At 74.7% G+C, this 21,132-nt stretch carries 23 protein-coding genes and 1 tRNA gene; 11 read left to right on the plus strand and 13 right to left on the minus strand.

From position 1 onward, the window contains the following. Positions 1 to 66: 66 nt before the first annotated feature. The 3 genes from ACQP6G_RS13065 to ACQP6G_RS13075 all read right to left on the minus strand — a co-directional run bounded on the left by ACQP6G_RS13065 (position 67) and on the right by ACQP6G_RS13075 (position 4,090). A complete protein-coding gene (locus ACQP6G_RS13065) occupies positions 67 to 189 on the minus strand; it encodes a hypothetical protein (RefSeq protein WP_429764784.1) in 123 nt (40 codons plus the stop codon). Positions 190 to 291: 102 nt separating this feature from the next. Beyond that, positions 292 to 2,844: a CHAT domain-containing protein gene (locus tag ACQP6G_RS13070; protein ID WP_429764785.1), complete on the minus strand. Its 2,553-nt coding sequence runs from the start codon at positions 2,842 to 2,844 to the stop codon at positions 292 to 294. 16 nt (positions 2,845 to 2,860) lie between these two features. Further along, a complete protein-coding gene (locus ACQP6G_RS13075) occupies positions 2,861 to 4,090 on the minus strand; it encodes a S8 family serine peptidase (protein ID WP_429764787.1) in 1,230 nt (409 codons plus the stop codon). Between the two features lie 34 nt (positions 4,091 to 4,124). On the opposite strand from ACQP6G_RS13075, the gene ACQP6G_RS13080 reads away from it, so the two are divergent. Continuing rightward, entirely contained in the window at positions 4,125 to 4,316 is a 192-nt protein-coding gene (locus ACQP6G_RS13080; RefSeq protein WP_429764788.1) for a hypothetical protein, read from the plus strand. Between the two features lie 589 nt (positions 4,317 to 4,905). On the opposite strand, the gene ACQP6G_RS13085 is transcribed toward ACQP6G_RS13080, so the two are convergent. Further along, positions 4,906 to 5,427: a carboxypeptidase-like regulatory domain-containing protein gene (locus ACQP6G_RS13085; protein ID WP_429764789.1), complete on the minus strand. Its 522-nt coding sequence runs from the start codon at positions 5,425 to 5,427 to the stop codon at positions 4,906 to 4,908. After that, positions 5,424 to 6,059: an RNA polymerase sigma factor gene (locus ACQP6G_RS13090; RefSeq protein ID WP_429764791.1), complete on the minus strand. Its 636-nt coding sequence runs from the start codon at positions 6,057 to 6,059 to the stop codon at positions 5,424 to 5,426. Before ACQP6G_RS13090 ends, ACQP6G_RS13085 begins: the two co-directional genes overlap by 4 nt. Before the next feature lie 281 nt (positions 6,060 to 6,340). Here ACQP6G_RS13090 and ACQP6G_RS13095 point away from each other — a divergent pair, with 281 nt between their 5' ends. Then, positions 6,341 to 6,748 carry a DUF4383 domain-containing protein gene (locus ACQP6G_RS13095; protein WP_429764792.1) on the plus strand — a complete coding sequence of 136 codons (408 nt, stop codon included), beginning with the start codon at positions 6,341 to 6,343 and terminating at the stop codon, positions 6,746 to 6,748. Continuing rightward, entirely contained in the window at positions 6,745 to 7,335 is a 591-nt protein-coding gene (locus ACQP6G_RS13100; protein ID WP_429764793.1) for a hypothetical protein, read from the plus strand. The genes ACQP6G_RS13095 and ACQP6G_RS13100 overlap by 4 nt, the downstream gene beginning before the upstream one ends. A 107-nt stretch (positions 7,336 to 7,442) precedes the next feature. On the opposite strand, the gene rplA is transcribed toward ACQP6G_RS13100, so the two are convergent. The 5 genes from rplA to ACQP6G_RS13125 all read right to left on the minus strand — a co-directional run bounded on the left by rplA (position 7,443) and on the right by ACQP6G_RS13125 (position 10,156). Continuing rightward, complete coding sequence (gene rplA, locus ACQP6G_RS13105; protein ID WP_429764795.1) at positions 7,443 to 8,153, minus strand: 50S ribosomal protein L1; 711 nt, start codon at positions 8,151 to 8,153, stop codon at positions 7,443 to 7,445. Positions 8,154 to 8,292: 139 nt separating this feature from the next. Then, a complete protein-coding gene (rplK, locus tag ACQP6G_RS13110) occupies positions 8,293 to 8,724 on the minus strand; it encodes a 50S ribosomal protein L11 (RefSeq protein WP_429764797.1) in 432 nt (143 codons plus the stop codon). Between the two features lie 70 nt (positions 8,725 to 8,794). Continuing rightward, positions 8,795 to 9,628 carry a transcription termination/antitermination protein NusG gene (gene nusG / locus ACQP6G_RS13115; protein ID WP_429764799.1) on the minus strand — a complete coding sequence of 278 codons (834 nt, stop codon included), beginning with the start codon at positions 9,626 to 9,628 and terminating at the stop codon, positions 8,795 to 8,797. Positions 9,629 to 9,690: 62 nt separating this feature from the next. Further along, on the minus strand, positions 9,691 to 9,951 hold the full coding sequence (gene secE, locus ACQP6G_RS13120) for a preprotein translocase subunit SecE (RefSeq protein ID WP_429764801.1): 261 nt from the start codon (positions 9,949 to 9,951) through the stop codon (positions 9,691 to 9,693). 129 nt (positions 9,952 to 10,080) lie between these two features. Further along, positions 10,081 to 10,156: transfer RNA gene (locus ACQP6G_RS13125), tRNA-Trp, on the minus strand. A 266-nt stretch (positions 10,157 to 10,422) separates the two neighbouring features. Here ACQP6G_RS13125 and ACQP6G_RS13130 point away from each other — a divergent pair. Genes ACQP6G_RS13130 through ACQP6G_RS13165 form a run of 8 tightly spaced genes read left to right on the plus strand, consistent with a single transcriptional unit; the run spans position 10,423 to position 17,904 of the window. Further along, the gene (locus ACQP6G_RS13130) at positions 10,423 to 11,370 is read left to right on the plus strand and encodes an ABC transporter ATP-binding protein (protein ID WP_429764803.1); all 948 of its coding nucleotides are present in this window, start codon (positions 10,423 to 10,425) and stop codon (positions 11,368 to 11,370) included. Further along, positions 11,367 to 12,266, plus strand: a complete 900-nt coding sequence (locus ACQP6G_RS13135; protein WP_429764804.1) for an ABC transporter permease — start codon at positions 11,367 to 11,369, stop codon at positions 12,264 to 12,266. Before ACQP6G_RS13130 ends, ACQP6G_RS13135 begins: the two co-directional genes overlap by 4 nt. Next, complete coding sequence (locus ACQP6G_RS13140) at positions 12,253 to 13,545, plus strand: sensor histidine kinase (protein WP_429764806.1); 1,293 nt, start codon at positions 12,253 to 12,255, stop codon at positions 13,543 to 13,545. The genes ACQP6G_RS13135 and ACQP6G_RS13140 overlap by 14 nt, the downstream gene beginning before the upstream one ends. Next, entirely contained in the window at positions 13,542 to 14,189 is a 648-nt protein-coding gene (locus tag ACQP6G_RS13145; protein ID WP_429764808.1) for a response regulator, read from the plus strand. The genes ACQP6G_RS13140 and ACQP6G_RS13145 overlap by 4 nt, the downstream gene beginning before the upstream one ends. A 38-nt stretch (positions 14,190 to 14,227) precedes the next feature. Continuing rightward, a complete protein-coding gene (locus ACQP6G_RS13150) occupies positions 14,228 to 15,307 on the plus strand; it encodes an adenosine deaminase (RefSeq protein WP_429764810.1) in 1,080 nt (359 codons plus the stop codon). A gap of 7 nt (positions 15,308 to 15,314) precedes the next feature. Next, the gene (locus ACQP6G_RS13155; protein ID WP_429764811.1) at positions 15,315 to 15,680 is read left to right on the plus strand and encodes a hypothetical protein; all 366 of its coding nucleotides are present in this window, start codon (positions 15,315 to 15,317) and stop codon (positions 15,678 to 15,680) included. Then, a complete protein-coding gene (locus ACQP6G_RS13160) occupies positions 15,680 to 17,251 on the plus strand; it encodes a sensor histidine kinase (RefSeq protein ID WP_429764813.1) in 1,572 nt (523 codons plus the stop codon). The genes ACQP6G_RS13155 and ACQP6G_RS13160 overlap by 1 nt, the downstream gene beginning before the upstream one ends. Beyond that, a complete protein-coding gene (locus ACQP6G_RS13165) occupies positions 17,248 to 17,904 on the plus strand; it encodes a response regulator transcription factor (protein ID WP_429764814.1) in 657 nt (218 codons plus the stop codon). Before ACQP6G_RS13160 ends, ACQP6G_RS13165 begins: the two co-directional genes overlap by 4 nt. A gap of 64 nt (positions 17,905 to 17,968) precedes the next feature. On the opposite strand, the gene ACQP6G_RS13170 is transcribed toward ACQP6G_RS13165, so the two are convergent. From ACQP6G_RS13170 to ACQP6G_RS13180, 3 genes are all read right to left on the minus strand, one after another. After that, positions 17,969 to 18,388 (minus strand): hypothetical protein, encoded by a 420-nt coding sequence (locus ACQP6G_RS13170; RefSeq protein ID WP_429764815.1) that lies wholly within the window; start codon positions 18,386 to 18,388, stop codon positions 17,969 to 17,971. 118 nt (positions 18,389 to 18,506) lie between these two features. Continuing rightward, positions 18,507 to 19,868 (minus strand): phosphotransferase family protein, encoded by a 1,362-nt coding sequence (locus ACQP6G_RS13175; protein WP_429764816.1) that lies wholly within the window; start codon positions 19,866 to 19,868, stop codon positions 18,507 to 18,509. A 117-nt stretch (positions 19,869 to 19,985) separates the two neighbouring features. Beyond that, positions 19,986 to 21,095 carry a DNA glycosylase AlkZ-like family protein gene (locus tag ACQP6G_RS13180; RefSeq protein WP_429764817.1) on the minus strand — a complete coding sequence of 370 codons (1,110 nt, stop codon included), beginning with the start codon at positions 21,093 to 21,095 and terminating at the stop codon, positions 19,986 to 19,988. Positions 21,096 to 21,132: the final 37 nt, after the last annotated feature.

Genomic DNA, 21,132 nt, shown 5'->3' on the forward strand with positions numbered 1-21,132 from the left:
CCCCCCCCCCCCCCCCCCCCCCCCCCCCCCCCCCCCCCCCCGCGCTCTGACAGCGACGTGTTGCCGTCAGTGGGAGCTGAACGGGTGCTGCGGGCCCGGGGGCTCCGCCGACGCCGTTGCCGCGGCGCCCACCACGGCGGTGGCGGCGAGCAGCAGACCAGCGATGACGCGAGTGGCGCGTGACTTCATCGAACGTCCTTCCGTCGGTTGTCCCCGCCTTGCGGAGGGCTGCCGAGTTCGGCTCCGACATCACACCGGTGGCGGGGGGGTGAGCACAAGGTGTCGTCCACATCACAAGACGAGCGGCCCGAAGCACACCAGCGGCACCGGCTCCGGCTCGTCCGCGACGGCACGGGCGAGCGCCTCCCCGGGGCGGAGCCCGTCGCGGAGGCCTCGGTGCAGCGCCGGCATGACGCGCACCGCGACCTCGTCGCGCAACGGCGCGACGCTCGCGACCACGGCACGCGCTCCCATGCGCAACAGCACGCTCGTCAGGCCGAGGGGCTCACCGCCGTGCTTGATGCTGACGGACCCGACGTCGCACGCCGAGAGCACCATGACACACCGTGCGAGATCCGTACCATCGAGCTCGTGCGCGAACAGCGGCCCGTCCGCGAGGCGCACGCTCGAGAAGACCGGGTTGTCGGGCTCGTGCTGACCGTGCGCTGCCAGATGGACGATCGCGTGCCCGTCGAGCTCGCGAGCCACGGTCTCGCACGTGGCCCGCGCGTCGGCCAGGACGGTCGTCCCCGGACCCCACACGTTCGCGACAGCATCTGCCTCGGCAGGGGCGTGCCGCAGCTCCGGACCTGCGACCACGAGTGCGGGACCGGGTGACCACTCGGCCTTCCCCCGTGCGACCCACGAGTTCACCACGGTCGACGTCCCTCGACGCGACGGGAGCGATGCCCACGGCAGCGAGACCAGACGGCCACGAGCCGCGACGAAGAGGGGGACCTCGGGGTCGACGCCCCGGAGCAATGTGGCGTCCAACCAGGCGAGGTCGCGCTCGAGCGATCGCAGGGCAGCCGCCCTCATCGGCGCGGGGATCAGTGGGTTGGCGAGCACGTACTGATCAGCACGGACGCGGCGCGCTCGCTCGACGACGTCGTCGACCTGACCGAGCTCCCTGACCCGGGCGCCTGACCGGTCGACGCGGACGGCGAGGACCTTCCCTCGATAGAGCGCAAGGTTCAGCACCACCCGATCCGACGCCGCGGAGCGCAGCTCGGCGCGGATCGCCCGCGCCGTTGCCGCGCGCGGGGCCTCGATCTCGCCCCCGGCCTGCCATGACCGTTCGCGCGCGCGGTCCTGGAGCCGCCTCGCCTCGCGCCGGAGCTCCAAGGGTTCGCGCGACGGTTCGGAACTCTCGAGCTCGAGCGCACGCGCCTGGTCCAGCAGGCTCCGCGCCGCCGACACCAGCGCAGCGGTCTCGCCGTCCGTCGACGGCCTCACCCTCCCTGAACCGGCGAACGTGGCGCGCCCTCGCTCGAGCGCGTCGAAGAGGGCGTCCGCGCTCCCCTGGGACAGCGCCGCCACGATGTCCACGCCCTGGAGCCGGACGCCATGCGCAGCCGCCGCCGTGACCGCCTCGACGGCGCCCAGCCGCTGGCGCTGCACAGCGAGCAGGCCCTGCCCCCGACGGATTGCCGCAAGTCCGCGCCGCCGGTCGCCCTGCCCGAACGCGACGAGGGCTCGAACTGCCTCGGCACGCAGCCGCGTCCCCAGAGCCAAACCGGAGCGGGACGGAAGGCGCCGCAGGTGGCCCAGTGCCGCGTCGACGTCGCCCGCGCGCGCAAGCGCGTCGGCGGCGACGAGAGAGACGTCGGCGGCCAGTCGCGCCCCTCCGGGCACGGCGATGGCGCGGTCGAGCACTTGCTCGGCCGCCCGAGCGAGCCGCCGGACGCGCGCGGGCTGCGCGCCCTGGTCGATGATCTTCCCGTGCCGGGCATCCAGTCCGATCAGGTCCGCACGAAGCTCGAGGAGCCGATCTCCCGTACGACGCGCGGACGACCGCACGCTCCGGGCGAGCACCACGGCCTCCAGGTACTGCTCGAGCCCGACCAGGCACCGGGCGCGAGCGAGCCTCGCGTCGAGCAGGTCACGCCGGGCCGCGGTGGACGAGAGCAGCTGTCCCGCCTGCCGGAGCGCCTCCTCCGCGTCGGTGAGCAGGCCCGCTTCGTAGAGCACCGCCGCCTTGTCCATCAGGCCCACCCCGGCGTGCTCAGGCGGCGCGACCCGCGCCGCCTCCGCCATCGAACGCAGCGCGGCAGGGAGCTCGCCACGGAGGAAGAGCGCGTAGCCGAGGTTGTGAGCCGCCATCGCGTGGAGCGCCGGTTCGACCCCGGCGCTCGTGATCGACACGCACCGCTCGAAGTCACGCGCCGCCAGCTCCGTCTCGCCGCGTTCGAGACGGAGCGACCCGCGGTTGAGGTACACCGCGCCGAGGTCGGGACCGTCCGGGAGCCCTCTCTCCGCGCTGGAGAAGTCGATCAGGGCGTCGTCGAGCTGTCCGCGCCTCAGACGCAGCAGTCCACGTCGGCCGTCGACCAGCGCCACGAGCGCAGGGTCTCCGCTCATCTCCGCCCACCACCGCGCTTCGGCGAGCAGTGCCAGGCAGTCCTCCGTGGCCGCCCCCTGTTCGGACATGCACCGGGACTCACCCACCAGAGCGCGCACGTGCAGCTCCGCCACAGCCGCCGGGGCAGTAGGCGCGAGGCGCCCGAGCTCACGACGCACCGCTCTGTACTGACGCACTGCCAGTCCGAATCGGCGCCGGACGCGATCGTTGTCGAGGGCTCGGTCGAGCGCCCCACGCAACGCAACGACGGGATCCTCGCCCAAGGCCTCGCCTCCCCGATCAGTTCATCGCAGCGCCCTCCGGAGGCGTGAGCCCCGTGTGCTCCGCGACGGCCGCCCAGGCATCATCCAGACGCAGCCGCTGTTCCGGCGAAACGCTACCGTCCCGTCCCGAAGGCGCGACGGCCGGCGTCCGTCCGTCGCGTCGCTCCGCCAGCGTGGAGGCGATCTCGCCGGCCAGGACCGGCGCGGCGAACGACGTCCCGCTCCAGGTCGCGAACCCTCCCTGAAAGCCCTCGATATCGAGGGTAGCCCGGTGCCCCGTGCCATACCGGTCCTCGATCCGCAACGAGGGGGTGATCGGACCGTCGAGGGTGGTGGGAATCGTGCTCACCACCGCGGCGCCGCACCGCGTCGTCGTCACCCAGCGACCGTCGTTGCTGAACAGCGCCGTCGTTCCATCAGGATTCTCTGCGCCGACCGCGAGCACCGGCGGCGCGCCGTCGCGGTCCGCGGGTGTCGACCCGATCGCCCGAGCCCGGACACGGCCGTCGTGCGGGTCGCGCGTCCGCTCGACGAGGGGCGCGAGCGCGGCGGGAAAGCTCGGCCGGGTCGTGCCGTCGTTCCCGGCGGCCGTCACGACCACGACGCCGCTCGACCGCAGCTCGTCGATCACGGCGCGCAGCGCGTCGGTCACGCCGAGATTCTCGGCCTCCTCGTGGTAATAGCCCAGGGAGAGCACGACGACGTCGACGGGAGCGCCGCCGTCGCCAGGAACAACATCTGCCTCCAGCCCGAGCTGGTGGAACTCCAGCAGCCGGGTGAGGGTCGTGACCAGGTCGGACTCCGCGCCGACACCGTCGCCACCGACCACCCTGACGGGCAGGATGGCCGCATCGGGGCACTTTTGGTGCACGATGCCGGCGATGAAGGTGCCGTGCCCGGCGACGGGGTCGAGAGGACCGGTCAGCGCGGAGGCGCTGGCTCCGCCGATCTCGGCGTCCTCGCTCCGCCGCGCGGGGACGGGCTGGGTCCCGATCGGCCGCCCGTCGGGCAGGACCGCGTTCCGCACGACGATCCCGTTGCCGTCGAGCTCCGCGGCAGGATCGTCCCCCTCCGCGATGTCGTAGGTCCCGAACCAGGGGTGGGTCCCGAGCCCGGTGTCGACGATCGCCACCAACGGTCGCAGCATGCCGCCCTCGGTGACGTACGGCGTCGGCCCGTCCGCGTGCTGCCGCGCGGGTCGGTCGCCCAGCCAGGCGACAGGCGCACGTCCACCCCATCCGGGCATCGCGTACTCCGCCATCCCTCGCATCGGGGAGGACGTGAACGGGGACGAGGTGAACGGCGAGCTCGTGAACGGAGATGACGTGAAGGGCGAGCTCGTGAACGGAGACGACGTGAAGGGCGAACTCGTGAACGGCGACAACGTGAAGGGCGAACTCGTGAACGGCGAACTCGTAAACGGCGACGACGTGAAGGGCGAACTCGTGAACGGGCGCGCCAGCATCACGTGATCAAGGCTGACGCGCCGACACCCATGCTCGCCACCGAGCTCGAGGGTGCCGCCGAGGGCCTCCACGATCTCCCAGGCGTCGGGCTCGTCGCCGTCCTTCTCGGGGACCAGACGGAGCGCGAACGCGAAGTCGTCGTCGCAGTCGTCCGCGGAGGGACCACCGGTCGAGCGGCGAGTTCGTCGCCGTCCGGCCGCCTCGAGGGCGAGGGTGCAGCCGCGTTCGTGTGCGAGTCGCTCGATCTCGGTGAGGTCGGACAGCTCCGCGTCCTCCCCGGCACTCGCGATCGACGCCACTCGACGCACGTCCGCCGGGCCTTCCGGGCCTTCGGTGAAGCGCCGCGGCGGAGGCCCCTGGACGATGACCCTGTCGGCGACGTACCACGTGGGTCGCACCTGCGGGACGCCAGGCCGGCGCCGCACGAGAGACGGGTCCAGGAAACGCACCGGCCGATAGTCGTGGTTCGGGTCCGGCACCGCTGCTCCGGCGGCCTGGTCTGGGGTCTCGCTCACCTGCTCCTCCTCGAGTGGGCACGCCTAGCGGCGGCGTGCAAGAGTCCTCGCCCCTCAGTCATGCGGGCAGATCGGTTCGTTCAGAGCTCGATGACCGGCGTGGCGACGGTGACGTCGCCGCCGTCGGGCAGGCGCACGAGCAGGCTGGTGGGGCCGCGGTCGACGCCGGTGAAGGCGAAGCGGCCGTCGTCGTCGGCGGTGGTGGTGCGTTCGCCGTCCGGCTGCCTCAGCTCGACGACGAGCGTCGCGGCGGGTGCGACCCAGCCGTCGAGGCGCACGTGGGTGCCGTCGTCGTCCGTGGACAGCGCGATCATCACGGTGAGGCGCTCGTGCGTGAACGTGATGGTGCGCGCCTCGAGCGGCGGGGCGTCGCCGCGCACGGACCCGGCGGGGGCCTCGATCTGCTGCAGCTCCATCACGTCTGCCTCGAGCCGTGCGAGCGTCATCGCGAAGAGCGACCGCTCGACGAGCCCCTGGGGCACGGGGTCGACCACCTCGACGGCGCGTCCGAGCCGCCCCAGGACGGCGACGTCGCGCGCGTCCAGGGCCTCGTCCTCACCGGGCACGGGCTCGCCCCACGCGTTCTCGTGCTTCTGGCTCATGTCCACGAGGCCTCCCCATGCTCCGTGAGGACGGCGCGCAGCTTCGCCAGGCACCGTCCCCGTGTGGCGCCGATGCTTCCCACCGGCATGCCGATCGACGCCGAGATCGCCTTGTAGTCCGGGCGGTCGGCGAGCGAGACGAGTCGCAGCAGCTCCTGGCAGCGCTCCGGGAGCCGGCGGAGCGACGACCAGAGGATCCGGTCGCGCTCGTCGGTCAGCACCTCGGCCTCCGGGCCCGGGCGGGCGTCCGGCAGCGCCGCGGCGCCCTCGGTCACGTCGTCCGGCAGCTCGGTGCGGCGGCGCAGGTCCGCACGCCCCTTGCGCACCGTCTCCCAGGCGGCCCGCCGGGCCGTCACGAGGAGCCACTTCAGCACGGCCTTCGGCTCGGCGATCGTGTCCGCGTGCCGCACGAGCGCCGCCCACGTGGACTGCACCACGTCGTCGGCGACGTCCCGGTCGACGCCCTGGGCGCGCACCGTGTGCCACAGCAACGGCGTCGCCTCCCGGACCAGGTCCGACAGGGCGTCGGTGCGGCCCTCCCGGAACTCCAGGACCGCCCGCGCGGCCCGGTCGCCCAGGCTCTCGTCGGCGTCGGGCGTCCCACCGAGTGGTTCCTCAGCGGCTCGTGTCATGGCTGTTCGCACCTCGTGAGGGCTCGTCGAGAAGCCGGGGCTGCCGCGCCCCGGGGCCTCCGAGCCTACGGCGCGGCCCGACGACGCGGCAGGAGGAAGTTGCATGGACATGCACGGACCTCCTCCGGCAGCGCTCGTGCGGTGCTGCGTACTCGTCATCGCACGGAAAGAGGACGACCCGCACCGCGTGATACACCGGGGCCCATCCGACCGGGCAGCCGCTCCGAACCACCTCCGAGCGCGGGACCACCCCGCGCCCGACAGAAGAAGGAGCAGCCACCATGGGCTCGTCCGCGAACCGTCTCCTCGCCGCAGTCTTCGGCGCCGTCTACCTGCTGGTCGGCCTCGCCGGGTTCGTCGTCACCTCGGGCGTCGGCTTCGCCGCCACGGAGGGCGAGAAGCTCCTGTTCTTCGAGGTGAACCCGCTGCACAACATCATCCACGTCGCGATCGGAGCCGCTCTGCTCCTGGCCTCGCGCTCGGTCGCGGCGGCCAAGAGCGTCAACGTGACCGTCGGCGCGGTCTACCTGCTGGTCGGCGTCCTCGGCCTCTTCCTCGTCGGCACCGGCGCGAACATCATCGCGCTGAACGGCGCCGACAACGTGCTGCACCTTGCCAGCGCCCTCCTGCTGCTCGGCGTCGGGCTGGGCGCGGACCGCCGCGCCGAGACGGGCGTCGCGACGGCATGACCCGGACCGCGCCCCTGGCCCGCCTGCTCGTCGCGTTCGCGCTGGTCGGCGCCGGCCTGGTCAACATGGGCCTGGTGCGGGGCGCGTTCCCTCGCCCCCACGGCGTGTTCTCACTGGTCGTCGGCGCGACCGAGCTCGTGGTGGCGGTGCTCGTCCTGCGCGGGACGCCGATACGCGGCGCCGATCCCGCCGTGCTCGCGCGGGTCGCCGTCGGGGCTCTCGCCGTGACGAGCGTCTTCGGGATCGCGCTGGGCGTCGCGGAGGGAACCCACGTCGGCGCGGCCGCCGCGGCGGCCTCCCTCCAGCTCGCCGCCGCCTGCGTGGTGGGAGCCACGGCCCGACCGGCGCGCGGCATGCCGGGCGCCGACCGGCCCGACGGGTCCCGGACCGGGCCCGCGGCGACGGCCGCCGGGCGGAGACCGCGCGCCGCCGCGTCGCTCGCGATCCTCTTCGTGGGTGCCGTGGCCGTCTCCACGGTCGCGTCCGCCGGCCTGACCGACACGGAGGCAGGCGCACGGGCCGTGCCCCACGGCGAGCACCACCTCCCGGACCTACCCGGCCTCGAGGGCCATCACCACGGTCGATGACCCGGCCCACCGCCGCGTTCCGGTGGGACGCCGACGGCCCGGCACCCTCGCGGGTGCCGGGCCGTCGGCGGTGGTTCAGCGGGTCCCTGCCGGGATCACGCCCTCGATCACGCCTCGTCGAGCAGCTTCGAGGTGCGCGACTGGTCGAGCGGGATGCCCGGGCCCATCGTCGTCGTCATCGTGGCCTTGGTGATGTACCGGCCCTTGGACGACGTCGGCTTGAGACGCAGGACCTCGTCGAGCGCGGCGGCGTAGTTCTCCACCAGCGCCTTCTCGTCGAAGGACGCCTTGCCGATGATGAAGTGCAGGTTCGAGTGCTTGTCGACGCGGAACTCGATCTTGCCGCCCTTGATGTCGGACACGGCCTTGGTCACGTCCATCGTCACGGTGCCGGTCTTCGGGTTCGGCATCAGACCACGGGGGCCCAGCACCTTGCCCAGACGACCGACCTTGCCCATGAGGTCCGGCGTCGCCACGGCGGCGTCGAAGTCGGTGTAGCCGGCCGCGACCTTGGCGATCAGGTCGTCGCCGCCGACCTCGTCGGCGCCGGCCGCCACGGCCTCCTCGGCCTTGGCGGCGTTCGCGAAGACGATCACGCGGGCCGTCTTGCCGGTGCCGTGCGGCAGGTTGACCGTGCCGCGGACCATCTGGTCGGCCTTGCGGGGGTCGACGCCCAGGCGGAAGGCGACCTCGACGGTCGCGTCGTACTTGACCGTCGCGGTCTCCTTGGCGAGGCGGACCGCCTCGAGGGGGCTGTACAGGTTCTCGCGGTCGATCTTCTCGGCCGCGGCGCGGTACGCCTTGCTGCGCGTTGCCATCTGCTTCTCCTTCTGCAGTCGTGGTGAGCGGGTCCGCGCGGACCCTGCCACGTGCCCGACGTCGTTCGCCGGGACTTGGTCCGAGCCACCCGAACCGGACCGGACGGATCCGGTCAGGCGCGGGTGGCCCGGTCGCGGATCACTCCGCGACGGTGATGCCCATCGAACGAGCGGTGCCGGCGACGATCTTCATCGCGGCGTCGATGTCGTTCGCGTTGAGGTCCTGGAGCTTGGTCTGCGCGATCTCGCGGACCTGGTCCTGGGTGAGCTGCGCGACCTTGACGGTGTGCGGGGTCGCGGAGCCCTTGGCCACACCGGCGGCCTTCTTGATGAGCTCGGCGGCCGGCGGCGTCTTCGTGATGAACGTGAACGAGCGGTCCTCGTACACGGTGATCTCGACGGGGACGACGTTGCCGCGCTGCGACTCCGTGGCCGCGTTGTAGGCCTTGCAGAACTCCATGATGTTCACGCCGTGCTGACCGAGCGCGGGGCCGATCGGCGGGGCGGGCGTGGCCGCACCGGCCTTGATCTGGAGCTTGATGAGGCCGGAGACCTTCTTCTTGGGAGGCATGACTCTTCCCTGTCTTTCTTGTTCGTGGGCCGACGCCGTGGGCGATGACCCGGTTGCAGTACCGCGTCCGTCAGATCTTGGCGACCTGGTTGAACGACAGCTCGACCGGGGTCTCCCGGCCGAAGATGGAGACGAGGACCTGGAGCTTCTGGGCCTCGGCGTTGATCTCGGAGATCGTGGCAGGCAGCGTGTCGAACGGGCCGTCCGTGACGGTGACCGACTCGCCGACCTCGAAGTCGACCTCGACCGGGGCCTTCGCCGTCGCGCCCGACGCCGCCGCGGCGGCCTTGCCGGCCTCGGGGGCGGCCTCGACGAACACCGGCGCCAGCATCGAGTAGACCTCGTCGAGCGTCAGCGGCACGGGCTGGTGCGTGTGGCCGACGAAGCCGGTGACGCCCGGCGTGTGGCGCACGGCGCCCCACGACTCGTCCGTGAGGTCCATGCGCACGAGGACGTAACCGGGGATGCGGACGCGGCGGACGGTCTTCTTCTGCGCGTTCTTGATCTCGGTCACCTCCTCCATGGGGACCTCGATCTGGAAGATGTAGTCCTCCATGTTCAGGCTCTGGATGCGGTTCTCCAGGTTGGCCTTCACACGGTTCTCGTACCCGGCGTACGAGTGGATGACGTACCAGTCGCCGAGCTGCGAGCGCAGGGTGCGGCGGAACTCCTCGGCCGGGTCCTCGACGACGTCGCCGTCGGCGTCCGCCGGGCGCTCGTCCTCGGCGGCCTCGTCGGCGTCCGTGTCCTCGGCGTCGGTCTCGTCGGGGGCGACCTCGACGGCCTCCTCGGGCGCCGCGTCCGTGGCGGGGTCCGCGGGCACGTCGAGGTCAGCCGCGGCGCCGTCGGCGTCGGGCTGGGTGGGGTCGACGTTCTCCGTCTGGTCCAGCGGATCCTGGGACACGAACGAACCTGCTTTCTGGAATCTGCTTGCTTCGGGGGCGGGCGTCCGGCGGCGTGCCGAGGTCAGTCGCCGAAGAGGGCGAGGACGCCCAGTCCGATGACCCAGTCGAGGGCCACCACGAACAGCATGACCACGGTGACGAACACCAGCACCACGATCGTGTAGTTGACCAGCTCCGAGCGGGTCGGGGTCACGACCTTGCGGAGCTCCGCGACGACCTGGCGCACGAAGAGCGCGATGCGCGCGAACAGGTTCGGGCGCTTGCCGGTGGCGGACGTGCCACCGCCGGGCGTCCCCACGGCCTCAGCCGGTGACTCGCTCACTCGTCTACCCCGTTTCGCGTTCCCGCCGCGGCCGCGCCACCTGCCGGCGACGCACCCACGGCACTGACTCCTGGCGTTCCGGGGTCATGCGGATGGCCCCGCTGCGCGCGGCCCCGCGGGGGATCACGCTGGCAGGGTAGACAGGACTCGAACCTGCAACCTGCGGTTTTGGAGACCGCTGCGCTACCAATTGCGCCACTACCCTTCGTGCTCGACGCCCCTGTCGCCACGCTCGAACCACCCCGGAAGGGCGCGTTCGATCTTGGCGGGCATCAACCACCGAGGGACAACTGTACGCGACGCGGAGGGCTGGGTCGAACCACGCCCGCACCACGCCCGCACCACGCCCGCACCACCGCCCGCACCACGCCCGAACCTCGGCCCGGCCGCCCGCCGTCCACCGATCGGTGGACGCCCGGTCCCGTCGTCCGAGGCTCCCGCGGGACCCGCCGCGAGGGCGACGATCGACGCATGACCTCGACGACGACACCCTCCCCGGCTCCCCCGCCGGCCGCCCCGCGCGGGCGTCCCGGGGATCCTTCCCCCGGCGCACCGGGCACCTCCGGCGCCGTCGTCCGCGTCCGCGGGCTCGCGAAGCGCTACGGGGCCAAGCAGGCGGTCGACGGGCTGGACCTCGACCTCGCGACGGGCGAGATCGTCGCCGTGCTCGGCCCCAACGGCGCGGGCAAGACGACGACGATCGAGATCCTCGAGGGGTTCCGCGACCGCGACGGCGGCGAGGTGCGCGTGCTCGGCGAGGACCCCGCCCGGGGCGGACGCGCATGGCGGGCGCGGCTCGGCGTCGTCGCGCAGGACTCGCGGGACCAGGCCGAGCTCACGGTCGCGGAGTCCGTGCGCTCCACCGCCCGCTACTTCCCGGCGCCCCGCGACCCCGACGAGGTCGTCGAGGCCGTGGGCCTCGCGCCCCAGGCGAGCGCACGGGTGCGCTCCCTGTCGGGCGGGCAGCGGCGCCGGCTCGACGTCGCGCTCGGCGTCGTCGGCCACCCGGAGCTGCTCTTCCTCGACGAGCCGACGACCGGGTTCGACCCGCAGGCCCGGCGCACGTTCTGGGACCTCGTCCTGCGCCTGCGGGACGCCGGCACGACCATCCTGCTCACCACGCACGACCTCGCCGAGGCCGCGCACCTGGCCGACCGCGTCGCCGTCGTGCGCGACGGGCGCGTCGTCGCGGAGGGGACGCCGGAGGCGCTCGGCGGCCCCGACGCCCGCACCCCCCGGGTGACCTGGACCGCCGACGGCGTCCCGCACGCCGAGCGCACCGACGCCCCGACCGCGTTCGCCGCGCACCTCATGGCGACCGTCGCCGGCGCCGACGGCGAGGTCGCCGACCTGTGCATCACCCGCCCCAGCCTCGAGGACGTCTACCTGGGGCTGCTGACCTCGGAGGACGACCGATGAGCACCACGGACCAGGTCTCGACACGCCGGGACGCCGGCCCCACGGGCCCGGCCGTCGCGACGGCGGCCTGGGTGGGCAGGGGCGGACGGCTGCCCGGCGTCGCCCGGCTCACCCTGGTGCGGGCGGGCGTGGAGCTGCGCCAGTTTTGGCGCGAGCGCGACGCCGTGATCTTCGTGTTCGCCTACCCGATCGTCATGCTGGCGATCTTCGCGTCGGTGTTCGGGAGCGAGGACCAGGGCACCGAGGTCGCCCAGATCGGCTTCGCCCAGTACTTCCTGCCCGGCATGGTCGCGACCGGCATCATGCTCACCAGCTTCCAGTCGCTGGCCGTCTCCATCGCCGTGGAGCGCGACGACGGCACGCTGCGCCGCCTGCGGGCCACTCCCCTGCCGGTGACCGCGTACGTGGGCGGCAAGGTGGCGCTGACGCTCGCGACGTCGGTCGTGCAGACGGCCCTGCTGCTGGCCGTCGCGGCCCTCGCCTTCGACGTCCCGCTGCCCACGGACGCCGGCCGCTGGGTCACGTTCGCCTGGGTGTTCGTGCTCGGCGCCGCCACCGGCACGGTCTGCGGCGTCGGGTTCTCGTCCCTGCCCCGGTCCGGCCGGTCCGCGAGCGCCGTCGTGACGCCGGTCGTGCTGGTGCTGCAGTTCATCTCCGGCGTGTTCTTCGCGTTCTTCGCCCTGCCGGGCTGGATGCAGACCCTGGCCTCGGTGTTCCCCCTCAAGTGGATCGCGCAGGGCATGCGGTCCGTGTTCCTCCCGGAGGAGATGGCGGCGCTCGAGACGAGCGGGTCCTGGCAGCACCCCGCGACCGCTGCTGTACTGGTCGCATGGCTGATCGTGGGGCTCGTCGTCGGGGTGCGCACCTTCCGGTGGCGGCGCCGTGACGACGGCTGACGACGCCCCCGGCGCGGGGGACGGCACCGCGGCGGGCCCGGGGGCCGACGACGAGGTCGCGCGGGTGACGTCCGACCCGTGGGACCGGCAGGTCGTGTGGTGGGACGTCGGGTTCGTGCTCATCGTGCTGCTCACCGCCTCGGCGATGGCGCTCGGCGGGGGCACCGACGCCCGCGGGCTGTGGACCGCGTACGCGGCGATGGCGGTGATGCTCGTCGGCTACGCGGTGTGGGGCGCCCCCGCGGCGCGCAGCCGCGACCAGCGCCGGGCGCTGGCCTACGCGGTCGTGCTGGTCGCGACGACCGCGGTCGCCGTCGCCCAGGGCGGCCTGGCCACGTTCCTGCTGTTCGCGTCGTTCACGCAGCTCTGGATGCTCCTCGAGCCGCCGCGCCGCGCCGTCGTGGCCAGCGTCGCGCTCGGCGTCGCGACCACGTTCGCGATCGCGGCCCAGCAGGGTTTCGACGTCCCGACGCTGATCGAGGCCGCACCGCAGATGGGCATCGCGATCGCGTTCTCCGTGCTGCTCGGGCTCTGGTTCGCCGCGACGATGCGCCGCTCGGAGGAGCGCGCTCGCCTGCTGCACGAGCTGCGCCGGGCTCAGGCGGAGCTCGCGGAGTCGCACCACGCCGCGGGCGTGACGGCGGAGCGCGAGCGCATCGCCCGGGAGATCCACGACACCCTGGCGCAGGGCTTCACGAGCGTGGTGACGCAGGCGCAGGCGGCGACGGCGGCCCTCGACCGGGGCGAGCAGGACCGTGCCCGTGAGCGGCTCGTGGTCGTGGAGCAGACCGCGCGGGACAACCTCGCGGAGGCCCGCGCGCTCGTCGCCGCCTTCGCGCCCGTGCCCCTGCAGGGCTCGACGCTCGCGGAGGCGCTGCGCCGGCTGGCCGACCGGTTCACCGCCGAGACGGGCACGCCCGTGCTGCTGGACGTGGCCGGCGCGACGGCCCCGGCCCGCGCCGGCGGCGCCACCGGCCACGCGGCCGCCGACGTGGTGCTGCTGCGCGCGGCGCAGGAGGCCCTGGCGAACGTGCGGCGGCACGCCGGGGCCCGGAGCGTGACGATCCGGCTGACGCGCGACGGCGGCGGGGCGCCCGACGTCCGGCTCGAGGTGACCGACGACGGCCGCGGCCTGCCGCCCGGCCAGGTCGACGGGCTCGGGCTGGCCGGGATGCGCGAGCGCGTGTCCGCGGTGGGCGGCACCCTCGCCGTCGAGCCCGGCGAGGGCGGCGGCACGCGCGTCGAGGTGCACGTGCCGGTCTCGGGCGGTGCAGCATGACGGGCCCGCGGACGGGCGCGACGGTGCGCGTGCTGGTCGCCGACGACCACCCGGTGGTGCGCTCGGGGATCATCGGGATGCTCGACGGCGAGCCCGACGTCGAGGTGGTGGGCGAGGCCCCGGACGGCGAGGTGGCGGTGGCGCTGGCCGGCGAGCTGGCGCCCGACGTCGTGCTCATGGACCTGCGCATGCCGCGCCTCGACGGCGTGGGCGCGACGGCGCGCATCGTCGCGGCGGCGCGCGGCGCCGGGCCGAGCGTCGTCGTCCTCACGACGTACGACACGGACGCCGACATCCTGCGCGCGGTCGAGGCGGGGGCGACGGGCTACCTGCTCAAGGACACCCCGCGCGACGAGCTCGTGGCGGGCGTGCGCGCCGCCGCGCGCGGCGAGACGGTGCTGGCGCCGGGCGTCGCGACCCGGCTCGTGACGAGCGTGCGCACCGCGGCGGAGCGGCCCACCGCGCGCGAGGCCGAGGTGCTGGGCCTGGTGGCGCGCGGTCTGTCCAACGCCGCCGTCGGGCGGGAGCTGTTCATCGCGGAGGCCACGGTGAAGACGCACCTGCTGCGGGCGTTCGCGAAGCTGGGCGTCGACGACCGCACGGCGGCCGTGACCGTGGCCCGCGAGCGCGGCTGGCTGCCCTGATCGGGCCGTCGCCCGCGAAGTCGGGGCAGACTGGCGCCGTGCGCGATCTGGCGAAGCTCCCCAAGGCTCACCTGCACCTGCACTTCACGGGGTCGATGCGGGTGCCCACCCTCCGCGACATGGCGGTCGGGCACGGCGTGCGGCTGCCCGGCGCCCTGCTGGACGGCGACCCGCTGCGGGTGCCGGCCGACGAGCGCGGCTGGTTCCGCTTCCAGCGCCTCTACGACGCGGCCCGCGCGTGCGTGCGCTCGGAGGCGGACATGCGCCGCCTGGTCGACGAGGCCGCGGCGGACGACGCCGCCGAGGGGTCGCGACGGCTCGAGATCCAGGTGGACCCGACGTCGTACGCGCCGTTCGTCGGCGGCATCACGCCGGCGGTCGAGATCGTGCTCGACGCCGCGCGGGCCGCGAGCGCCGCGCACGGCGTCGAGGTGGCGGTGGTCGTGGCCGCCTCGCGGATGCGGCACCCGCTGGACGCGCGCACGCTCGCCCGCCTCGCGGCCCGGTACGCGGGCGAGGGCCCCGGCGAGGTGGTGGGCTTCGGGTTGAGCAACGACGAGCGGCGCGGCGACACCGCGGAGTTCGCCGCCGCGTTCCGGATCGCGCGCCGCGCCGGCCTGGCGTCGGTGCCGCACGGCGGCGAGCTGCTCGGGCCGTCGCACGTCCGCGACGTCGTCGACGCCCTGCACCCCGACCGGCTGGGCCACGGGGTGCGCGCCGGGGAGGACCGGGCGCTGCTCGCCGAGCTCGTGGAGCGCGAGGTCGCCCTGGAGGTGTGCCCCGCCTCGAACGTCGGCCTCGGCGTCTACGCCGACACGTCCCAGGTGCCGCTGCGGCCCCTGGTCGAGGCCGGGGCCCGCGTGGCGCTCGGCGCGGACGACCCCCTGCTCTTCTCCTCCCGGCTGCTCGACCAGTACGTCGCCGCGCGCGAGGTGCACGGGTTCACCGACGCGGAGCTGGCCGACCTGGCGCGGTCGTCGGTGCGCGCGAGCCGCGCCTCGGAGGGGACGCGGCGCCGCCTGCTCGCCGACGTCGACGCCTGGCTCGCGGACCCCGACCCGGGACCGGGCACCGGGGCCGACGCGCTCTCATCTGCGTCTCATCCGCCCGCGGGATGATCCGGGCATGGCTGAACGGTCCGGACGTCGGTGGCGCGCCGCGGTGCCCTGGATGCTCGGGGTGGCGCTGGTCGCGCTGATCGGCGGGGTCCTCGCCGCCGCCCTGTCGTCCGAGCCCGAGGACCGGGACGTGGGCGGCGTGGTGGTCGTCTCCCCCACGCCCGACCCGGCGTCGCCGACGCCCGACCCGTCCGGGGAGCCGACGCCGACGCCGTCCGGGAACCCCACGCCCACGCCGACGCGCACGTCCGACGACGGCGGCGTCGCGCCCGTCCCGCCCACGGACGACGACGATGACGACGACGGGCCCGACGACGATGACGACGACGGCCCGGACGACGACGACGCCCCCGACACGGACAAGGACGACTGATGGCGCGAGCCCCGCGGCCCCAGGGCGGGCCCACCGTCCGCACGCGCATCCTGGCCGTCCTCCTCGCCCTCACCGCCCTCGCGCTCGCGCTGGCCGGCGCCACCGCGTACCTCCTCACGTACGACCACGTGGACGACCGCATCGACGCCGACCTCTCCGAGAGCGCGCAGGAGCTGCAGACCCTGGGCGCGTCCGGGGTCGACCCCGTGACCGGCGACCCGTTCTCCTCCGCGGAGGAGGTGGTGATCGCCGCCATCCAGCTCGACGTGCCGGCCCGGCACGAGGGCGTGCTCGGCCTGCGCACCGGCAAGCGGCCGCTCGTCTCCCAGCAGGCCGTGGAGGTGCACCTGCAGGACGACCCCGAGCTCGTCGCGGCGGTGACCCCGCTGCTCACGTCCCAGACGGCCGTGCTGCGCACGATCGGCACCTCGACGACCGACTACCGGGTGCTCGTCGCGCCCGTCGCCCCGGTGACGGCGTCGGGCGACCCCGCCGCCCTCGTCCTCGCCTACGACCGGAACGCCGAGCACGCCGAGACGCAGGCCGTCTTCCGCGGCTACCTGCTCGTCGCGCTCGCGGCGCTGGTCGTGACGGGGGTCGTCGGGTGGCTGCTCGCCGGACGCCTGCTGCGCCCGATCCGGGTGCTCGCGCGCACGGCCCAGCAGATCGGCGAGTCGGACCTGTCCGCCCGGATCCCGGAGTCGGGCAACGACGACCTCACCCACCTCACCCGAGCCTTCAACGGGATGCTCGACCGGCTCGAGGGCTCGTTCGAGTCGCAGCGCCGCCTGCTCGACGACGTCGGGCACGAGCTGCGCACCCCGCTGACGATCGTGCGCGGGCACCTCGAGCTGATGGACACCGCCGACCCCGCGGACGCCGCCGAGACGCGGGTGCTCGCCCTCGACGAGCTCGACCGCATGCACCGCCTCGTCGACGACCTGGTCACCCTCGCGACCGTCGGGCAGCCCGACTTCGTGCGGCCGGCGCCCGTGGAGCTGGGCCGGCTCACCGACGACGTGCTCGACAAGGCGCGCACGCTCGGCGAGCGCACCTGGCTGGTCGACTCGCGCACCGACGCCCGCACCATGGCGGACGCGCAGCGCCTCACCCAGGCCTGGCTGCAGCTGGCCGCCAACGCGGTGAAGTTCTCCGCGCCCGGCTCCGTGGTGGCGATCGGGTCGCGCACGACGCCGGACGGCGCACGCGTGCGTCTGTGGGTGCGCGACGAGGGCGTCGGCATCGGGCCCGACGACCTGGAGCGCATCTTCGACCGCTTCGCGCGGGGCGAGCACGACGGCGAGCGGCGGGAGGGCTCCGGGCTCGGCCTGGCGATCGTCGCCGCCATCGCCGAGGGGCACGGCGGCGAGGTCACGGTCGAGTCCGCCCCCGGCCGGGGCTCCACGTTCGCGGTCGTCGTGCCGGTGCTGCCGGTCCCCGACGCCGGCCCCGACCCGGCCCCCGGCCGCGCCGTGCCCCCCGTCGGCCGGACCGCGCCGACCGCGCGGTCCGCGCCCACCCCCGAGCTGCCCCCGCGCACCGCCCCCGACCGGGAAGGACCCGCCACGTGAGCCAGATCCTCATCGCCGAGGACGAGACGCGCATCGCGTCGTTCGTCGCGAAGGGGCTGCGCGCCTCCGGCTACGCGAGCACCACGGTCGCGACCGCGCGGGAGGCGTTCGACCTCGCGTCGTCGGGCGACTTCGACCTCATGGTGCTCGACCTCGGGCTCCCCGACCAGGACGGGTTCACCGTGCTGCGCCGGCTGCGCGAGGCCAAGGTGACCCTGCCGGTCATCATCCTCACCGCGCGCACCTCCGTGGCGGACACGGTGGCCGGCCTCGAGGGCGGCGCCGACGACTACATGCCCAAGCCGTTCCGCTTCGAGGAGCTGCTGGCGCGCATCCGGCTGCGCCTGCGGGCCGAGCCGGCGGGCGAGGTCACCGTGCTCAGCCACGGCGACCTCAGCCTCGACCTGCGCACCCGCCGGGCCACCGCCGCCGGCGTCGAGGTGGACCTGTCCGCGCGCGAGTTCGCGCTCGCCGAGGCGTTCCTGCGCAACGCCGGGCAGGTGCTCAGCCGCGAGCAGCTGCTCTCGCGCGTGTGGGGGTACGACTTCGACCCCGGCTCCAACGTGGTGGACGTGTACGTGCGCTACCTGCGCAACAAGCTCGGCGCCGAGCGGTTCGTCACCGTGCGCGGCATGGGGTACCGCCTGGCCTGACGACGCCGCCGGCCGTCCCTCGTGGTGAGGGCGGCCGGCGGCGAGGTGCGCGAGGGCGGGACGGTCAGTCCGTGGAGGCTGCCGTCGGGGCGGTCCTCGCCGACTGCGGGGTCACCGGGCTGACCGGGGACGCCGCGGTCTGCGCGGTCGGGGCCGTCTGGGCGGTCGGAGCGGTCTGGGCGGTCTGGGCGGACGGCGCCGTGCTCGCGGTCTGCGTCGTGGGCGCCGTCGCCGGCGTGGCGACCGAGCCCGCCGTCACGGTGGTGATGGACGTGCCGTTCTGCACCGCCGCGGGCGACGGGCTCGCGGGCGACGCCGCGGCCGACGCCGTCGAGGAGGCCGCGTCGTCGCCCACCTGGACGGCGTCGGCGACGACCGCGTCGGTCGGCGTGCGGTCGAACGTGCCCTGCGCCGCGGCGACGCCGGCCCCCAGGCCGACCGCGCCCAGCGCGCCGGTGACGATCCATGCGCTGCGTGCCTTCATCGTGCTGCTCCTTCGTCGGTGCGGGTGGTGCATGGTTCCCGGCGGGCTTCTCCCGCCGACTGGTTCCCAGACTCCGCGGCCACCGTGAGAGGGCCGGGAGGCGTGGATGAGAGGGCTCTCAGACTGCGGCGGCCTCCGCGGCGAGGCGCTCGGCGACGTCGAGGAGCGCCCCGGCGGCCGCCGCGTCCTCCGCGCCCGCGGCGAGCGAGACGACGACGGCAGCAGCCCGGGCGCGGAGCAGGGTCGGCTCCACCGCGCGGCCGAAGACGTCGAGGCAGCGGTCCACCAGCCCGCCCACGCCCGCGTACGCGGCCGGGTCGAGCGAGGGCAGCACCGCCAGGTGCGCGACGGCGCACGCCAGGTCGTCCACGAGGTGCCCCGGGCCCAGCGTGTCGACGTCGAGCACGGCGCCGACGCGGGGGCGGTCCCCGGCGCCGACGACGGGGTCCAGCAGCAGGTTGGCGGCGTGCAGGTCGCCGTGCGTCGTCACGAGCGAGCCGGGGTCGCCCGCGGCGACGACGGCACCGATCGCCTCGCGCAGCGCGGCGAGCCGGGCGGCGTCGACCCCGTGCACGGTGGCGAGCGCGCCGAGGTAGTGGGCCGACCGGTCGGCCCAGGCCGGACGGCGCGGCAGGGCGAGACCCGCGCGCGGCAGCGAGGTCGCGACCCGCAGCAGCTCCGCCGGGTCGACGCACGCGGGCTGGTCGGCGGCAGGCGTGCGCGCGACGAGCTCCGCGACGGACTCCCCCGGCACCTCGTCGAGCAGGACGACGCCGTCGGCGGACCAGGACCTGACCCGCGGCCCGGCCACGCCGCCCGGGCGCGCGGCGAAGAGCGCGTGCCGCCGCACGAGGTCGTCGACGCGGGCCGGGCGGACGACCTTGACGTACGCGGCGCCGTCGGCCGTGCGCGCCCGGAGCACCGCGCGCCGCAGCGGGCGGTAGGTGACGGTCTCGAGGGACAGCAGCGGGGCGTCGGCGCCGGCTGCCCGCAGCCGCTCCGCGACCCGGTCGGGCGTGCTCCCCGCCGCCAGACCGGGCAGTGCCGGGTCGTGCGGGTGGCGCCACACGTGCACCGAGCGCCTCCCGTCGTCGAGGCGCACGACGCCGGGGCCGAGGCCGCCGTCCCGGTCGGCACGGTCGGCACGGTCGGCACGGTCCCGGTGGTCGCCACGGGCGCGGCGGAACGTGGACGTGCGGGCGCTCGTCGCGAACAGGTGCTCCGGCCCGCGGACCGTACGGCCGCCGACGTCGCGCCCGGCCACGACGTCGTACGCCACGGTCACCTCGGCCCCGGGGCGCGCGTGCACATGCCGCACCGACCACGACTCGAGCGTGGCGCCGTCGGCCGCGAGCGCCGCGCCCAGGACGTCTGCGACAGCATCGCCGGTGAGGAGGTCGAGCCAGGCGCGGTGGTCCGCGGGCCGGGTCGGGGTGGGGCTGGTCGGGGTGGGGCTGGTCGGAGCGGGGCTGGTCGGCACGTCGCCATCCGAGCGGTCGCGCGCGTGCCCCGGGTGAGACGTCGATGAGAGGACTCTCATCCGCCCCGGCCGGCCGGACGGTGCGGGCCCGGTCAGAGGAGCGGTCGGAGGGAGTGGTCAGAGGGAGACGTCGTCGAGCCCGAGCCACGCGGCGAGGTCCGCGAGCTCGGCGCGCACCGCCTGCGACACGTCGGGGTCGAACGGCAGGTCCTCGTGGATCGCGTCCACCCGGAGCACGCCCGCCTTGCGGTCTGCGGTGGCGTCGACCTTGCCGACGAACCGGTCCCCGTGCAGCACGGGCAGCGCGAAGTAGCCCCAGCGACGCCGGTCGCGCGGCTTGTACATCTCGAGCACGTAGTCGAAGTCGAAGACCTCCAGGAGCCGGGCGCGGTCGTGCACCAGGGCGTCGAACGGCGAGAGCACCGCGGTGCGCCCCTCGAACGGCTCGTCGACGGCGTCGAGGGCCGCCGGGTCGACGAGCCACGTCCGCTCGGTGCCCTCCACCGTGGCCGGCGTGCCCGCCAGGTCCACGTGGTCCTCGTCCCCCGGCAGACCGGGCAGGCGGGCCTGGGTGATCCCCCGTGCCCGCACGCGGCGCGCGACGCGTTCGCGCGCCGCCTCCGCGCGCGGCAGCGGCTCGACGTCCGGGTACACGCGCTCGGCCAGGTCCCACAGCCGGTCGCGGCCCCGTCGCCCGCAGACGGCGACGTCACCGTGCAGGTTCGCGAACTCCAGCATCTGCGTGACGTTGCGGTGCCCGGTCCAGCCGGAGGAGCGCCAGGGCCGCACGCTGGTGTCCGGGACGTCGCGGGCGACGAGCGGCCCGTCGGCCTCGAGCAGGCGCAGGACGTCGTCGAGGAACGGCGCGTTGTCGTGGAACCAGCTCGAGCGCCAGTCCCCGAACGGCCACCGGCGCATCTGCTCGAGGTACAGCGGCAGGTCCTCCGTCGGCCGCACCGTGCCGCCGAGGCGGAAGAGCATCCGGTCGGCGAGCGCGTCCTCGACGGCGCCGGGCCACGTCGTGCGGCCGAGCCTCGACCACGGGACGAGGTCGACCGCGGGCGCGACGGCGGCGGTCGGGTCGACCGGGAGCACCATCAGGTGCTCGACCGTCGCGAGGAGGTCGTCCGGGCGGTGGGCGTCGAGCAGCTGGGCACGCACCGCGATGCGGCGGGCCTGGTCTCGCGTCAGCCGTACGGGCGCGCCCGCGGCTCGGTCGGTGACCACCCGACGACGGTAGCGCCGGGTCCCGACACCCGGGCGG

The sequence above is a fragment of the Isoptericola nanjingensis genome (genome assembly GCF_050311635.1).
Taxonomy (GTDB): Bacteria; Actinomycetota; Actinomycetes; order Actinomycetales; family Cellulomonadaceae; genus Isoptericola; species Isoptericola nanjingensis.

Bases quoted from the DNA above. Each gene is read 5' to 3' on its own strand.
- ACQP6G_RS13145 (WP_429764808.1), top strand. From the start codon at position 13,542: ATGACGGGCCCGCGGACGGGCGCGACGGTGCGCGTGCTGGTCGCCGAC.
- ACQP6G_RS13160 (WP_429764813.1), top strand. From the start codon at position 15,680: ATGGCGCGAGCCCCGCGGCCCCAGGGCGGGCCCACCGTCCGCACGCGC.
- rplK (WP_429764797.1), bottom strand. From the start codon at position 8,724: ATGCCTCCCAAGAAGAAGGTCTCCGGCCTCATCAAGCTCCAGATCAAG.
- ACQP6G_RS13135 (WP_429764804.1), top strand. From the start codon at position 11,367: ATGAGCACCACGGACCAGGTCTCGACACGCCGGGACGCCGGCCCCACG.
- ACQP6G_RS13170 (WP_429764815.1), bottom strand. From the start codon at position 18,388: ATGAAGGCACGCAGCGCATGGATCGTCACCGGCGCGCTGGGCGCGGTC.
- ACQP6G_RS13155 (WP_429764811.1), top strand. From the start codon at position 15,315: ATGGCTGAACGGTCCGGACGTCGGTGGCGCGCCGCGGTGCCCTGGATG.
- ACQP6G_RS13095 (WP_429764792.1), top strand. From the start codon at position 6,341: ATGGGCTCGTCCGCGAACCGTCTCCTCGCCGCAGTCTTCGGCGCCGTC.
- rplA (WP_429764795.1), bottom strand. From the start codon at position 8,153: ATGGCAACGCGCAGCAAGGCGTACCGCGCCGCGGCCGAGAAGATCGAC.
- ACQP6G_RS13085 (WP_429764789.1), bottom strand. From the start codon at position 5,427: ATGAGCCAGAAGCACGAGAACGCGTGGGGCGAGCCCGTGCCCGGTGAG.
- ACQP6G_RS13075 (WP_429764787.1), bottom strand. From the start codon at position 4,090: ATGCCCGGATGGGGTGGACGTGCGCCTGTCGCCTGGCTGGGCGACCGA.
- ACQP6G_RS13100 (WP_429764793.1), top strand. From the start codon at position 6,745: ATGACCCGGACCGCGCCCCTGGCCCGCCTGCTCGTCGCGTTCGCGCTG.
- ACQP6G_RS13130 (WP_429764803.1), top strand. From the start codon at position 10,423: ATGACCTCGACGACGACACCCTCCCCGGCTCCCCCGCCGGCCGCCCCG.
- ACQP6G_RS13065 (WP_429764784.1), bottom strand. From the start codon at position 189: ATGAAGTCACGCGCCACTCGCGTCATCGCTGGTCTGCTGCTCGCCGCC.
- ACQP6G_RS13090 (WP_429764791.1), bottom strand. From the start codon at position 6,059: ATGACACGAGCCGCTGAGGAACCACTCGGTGGGACGCCCGACGCCGAC.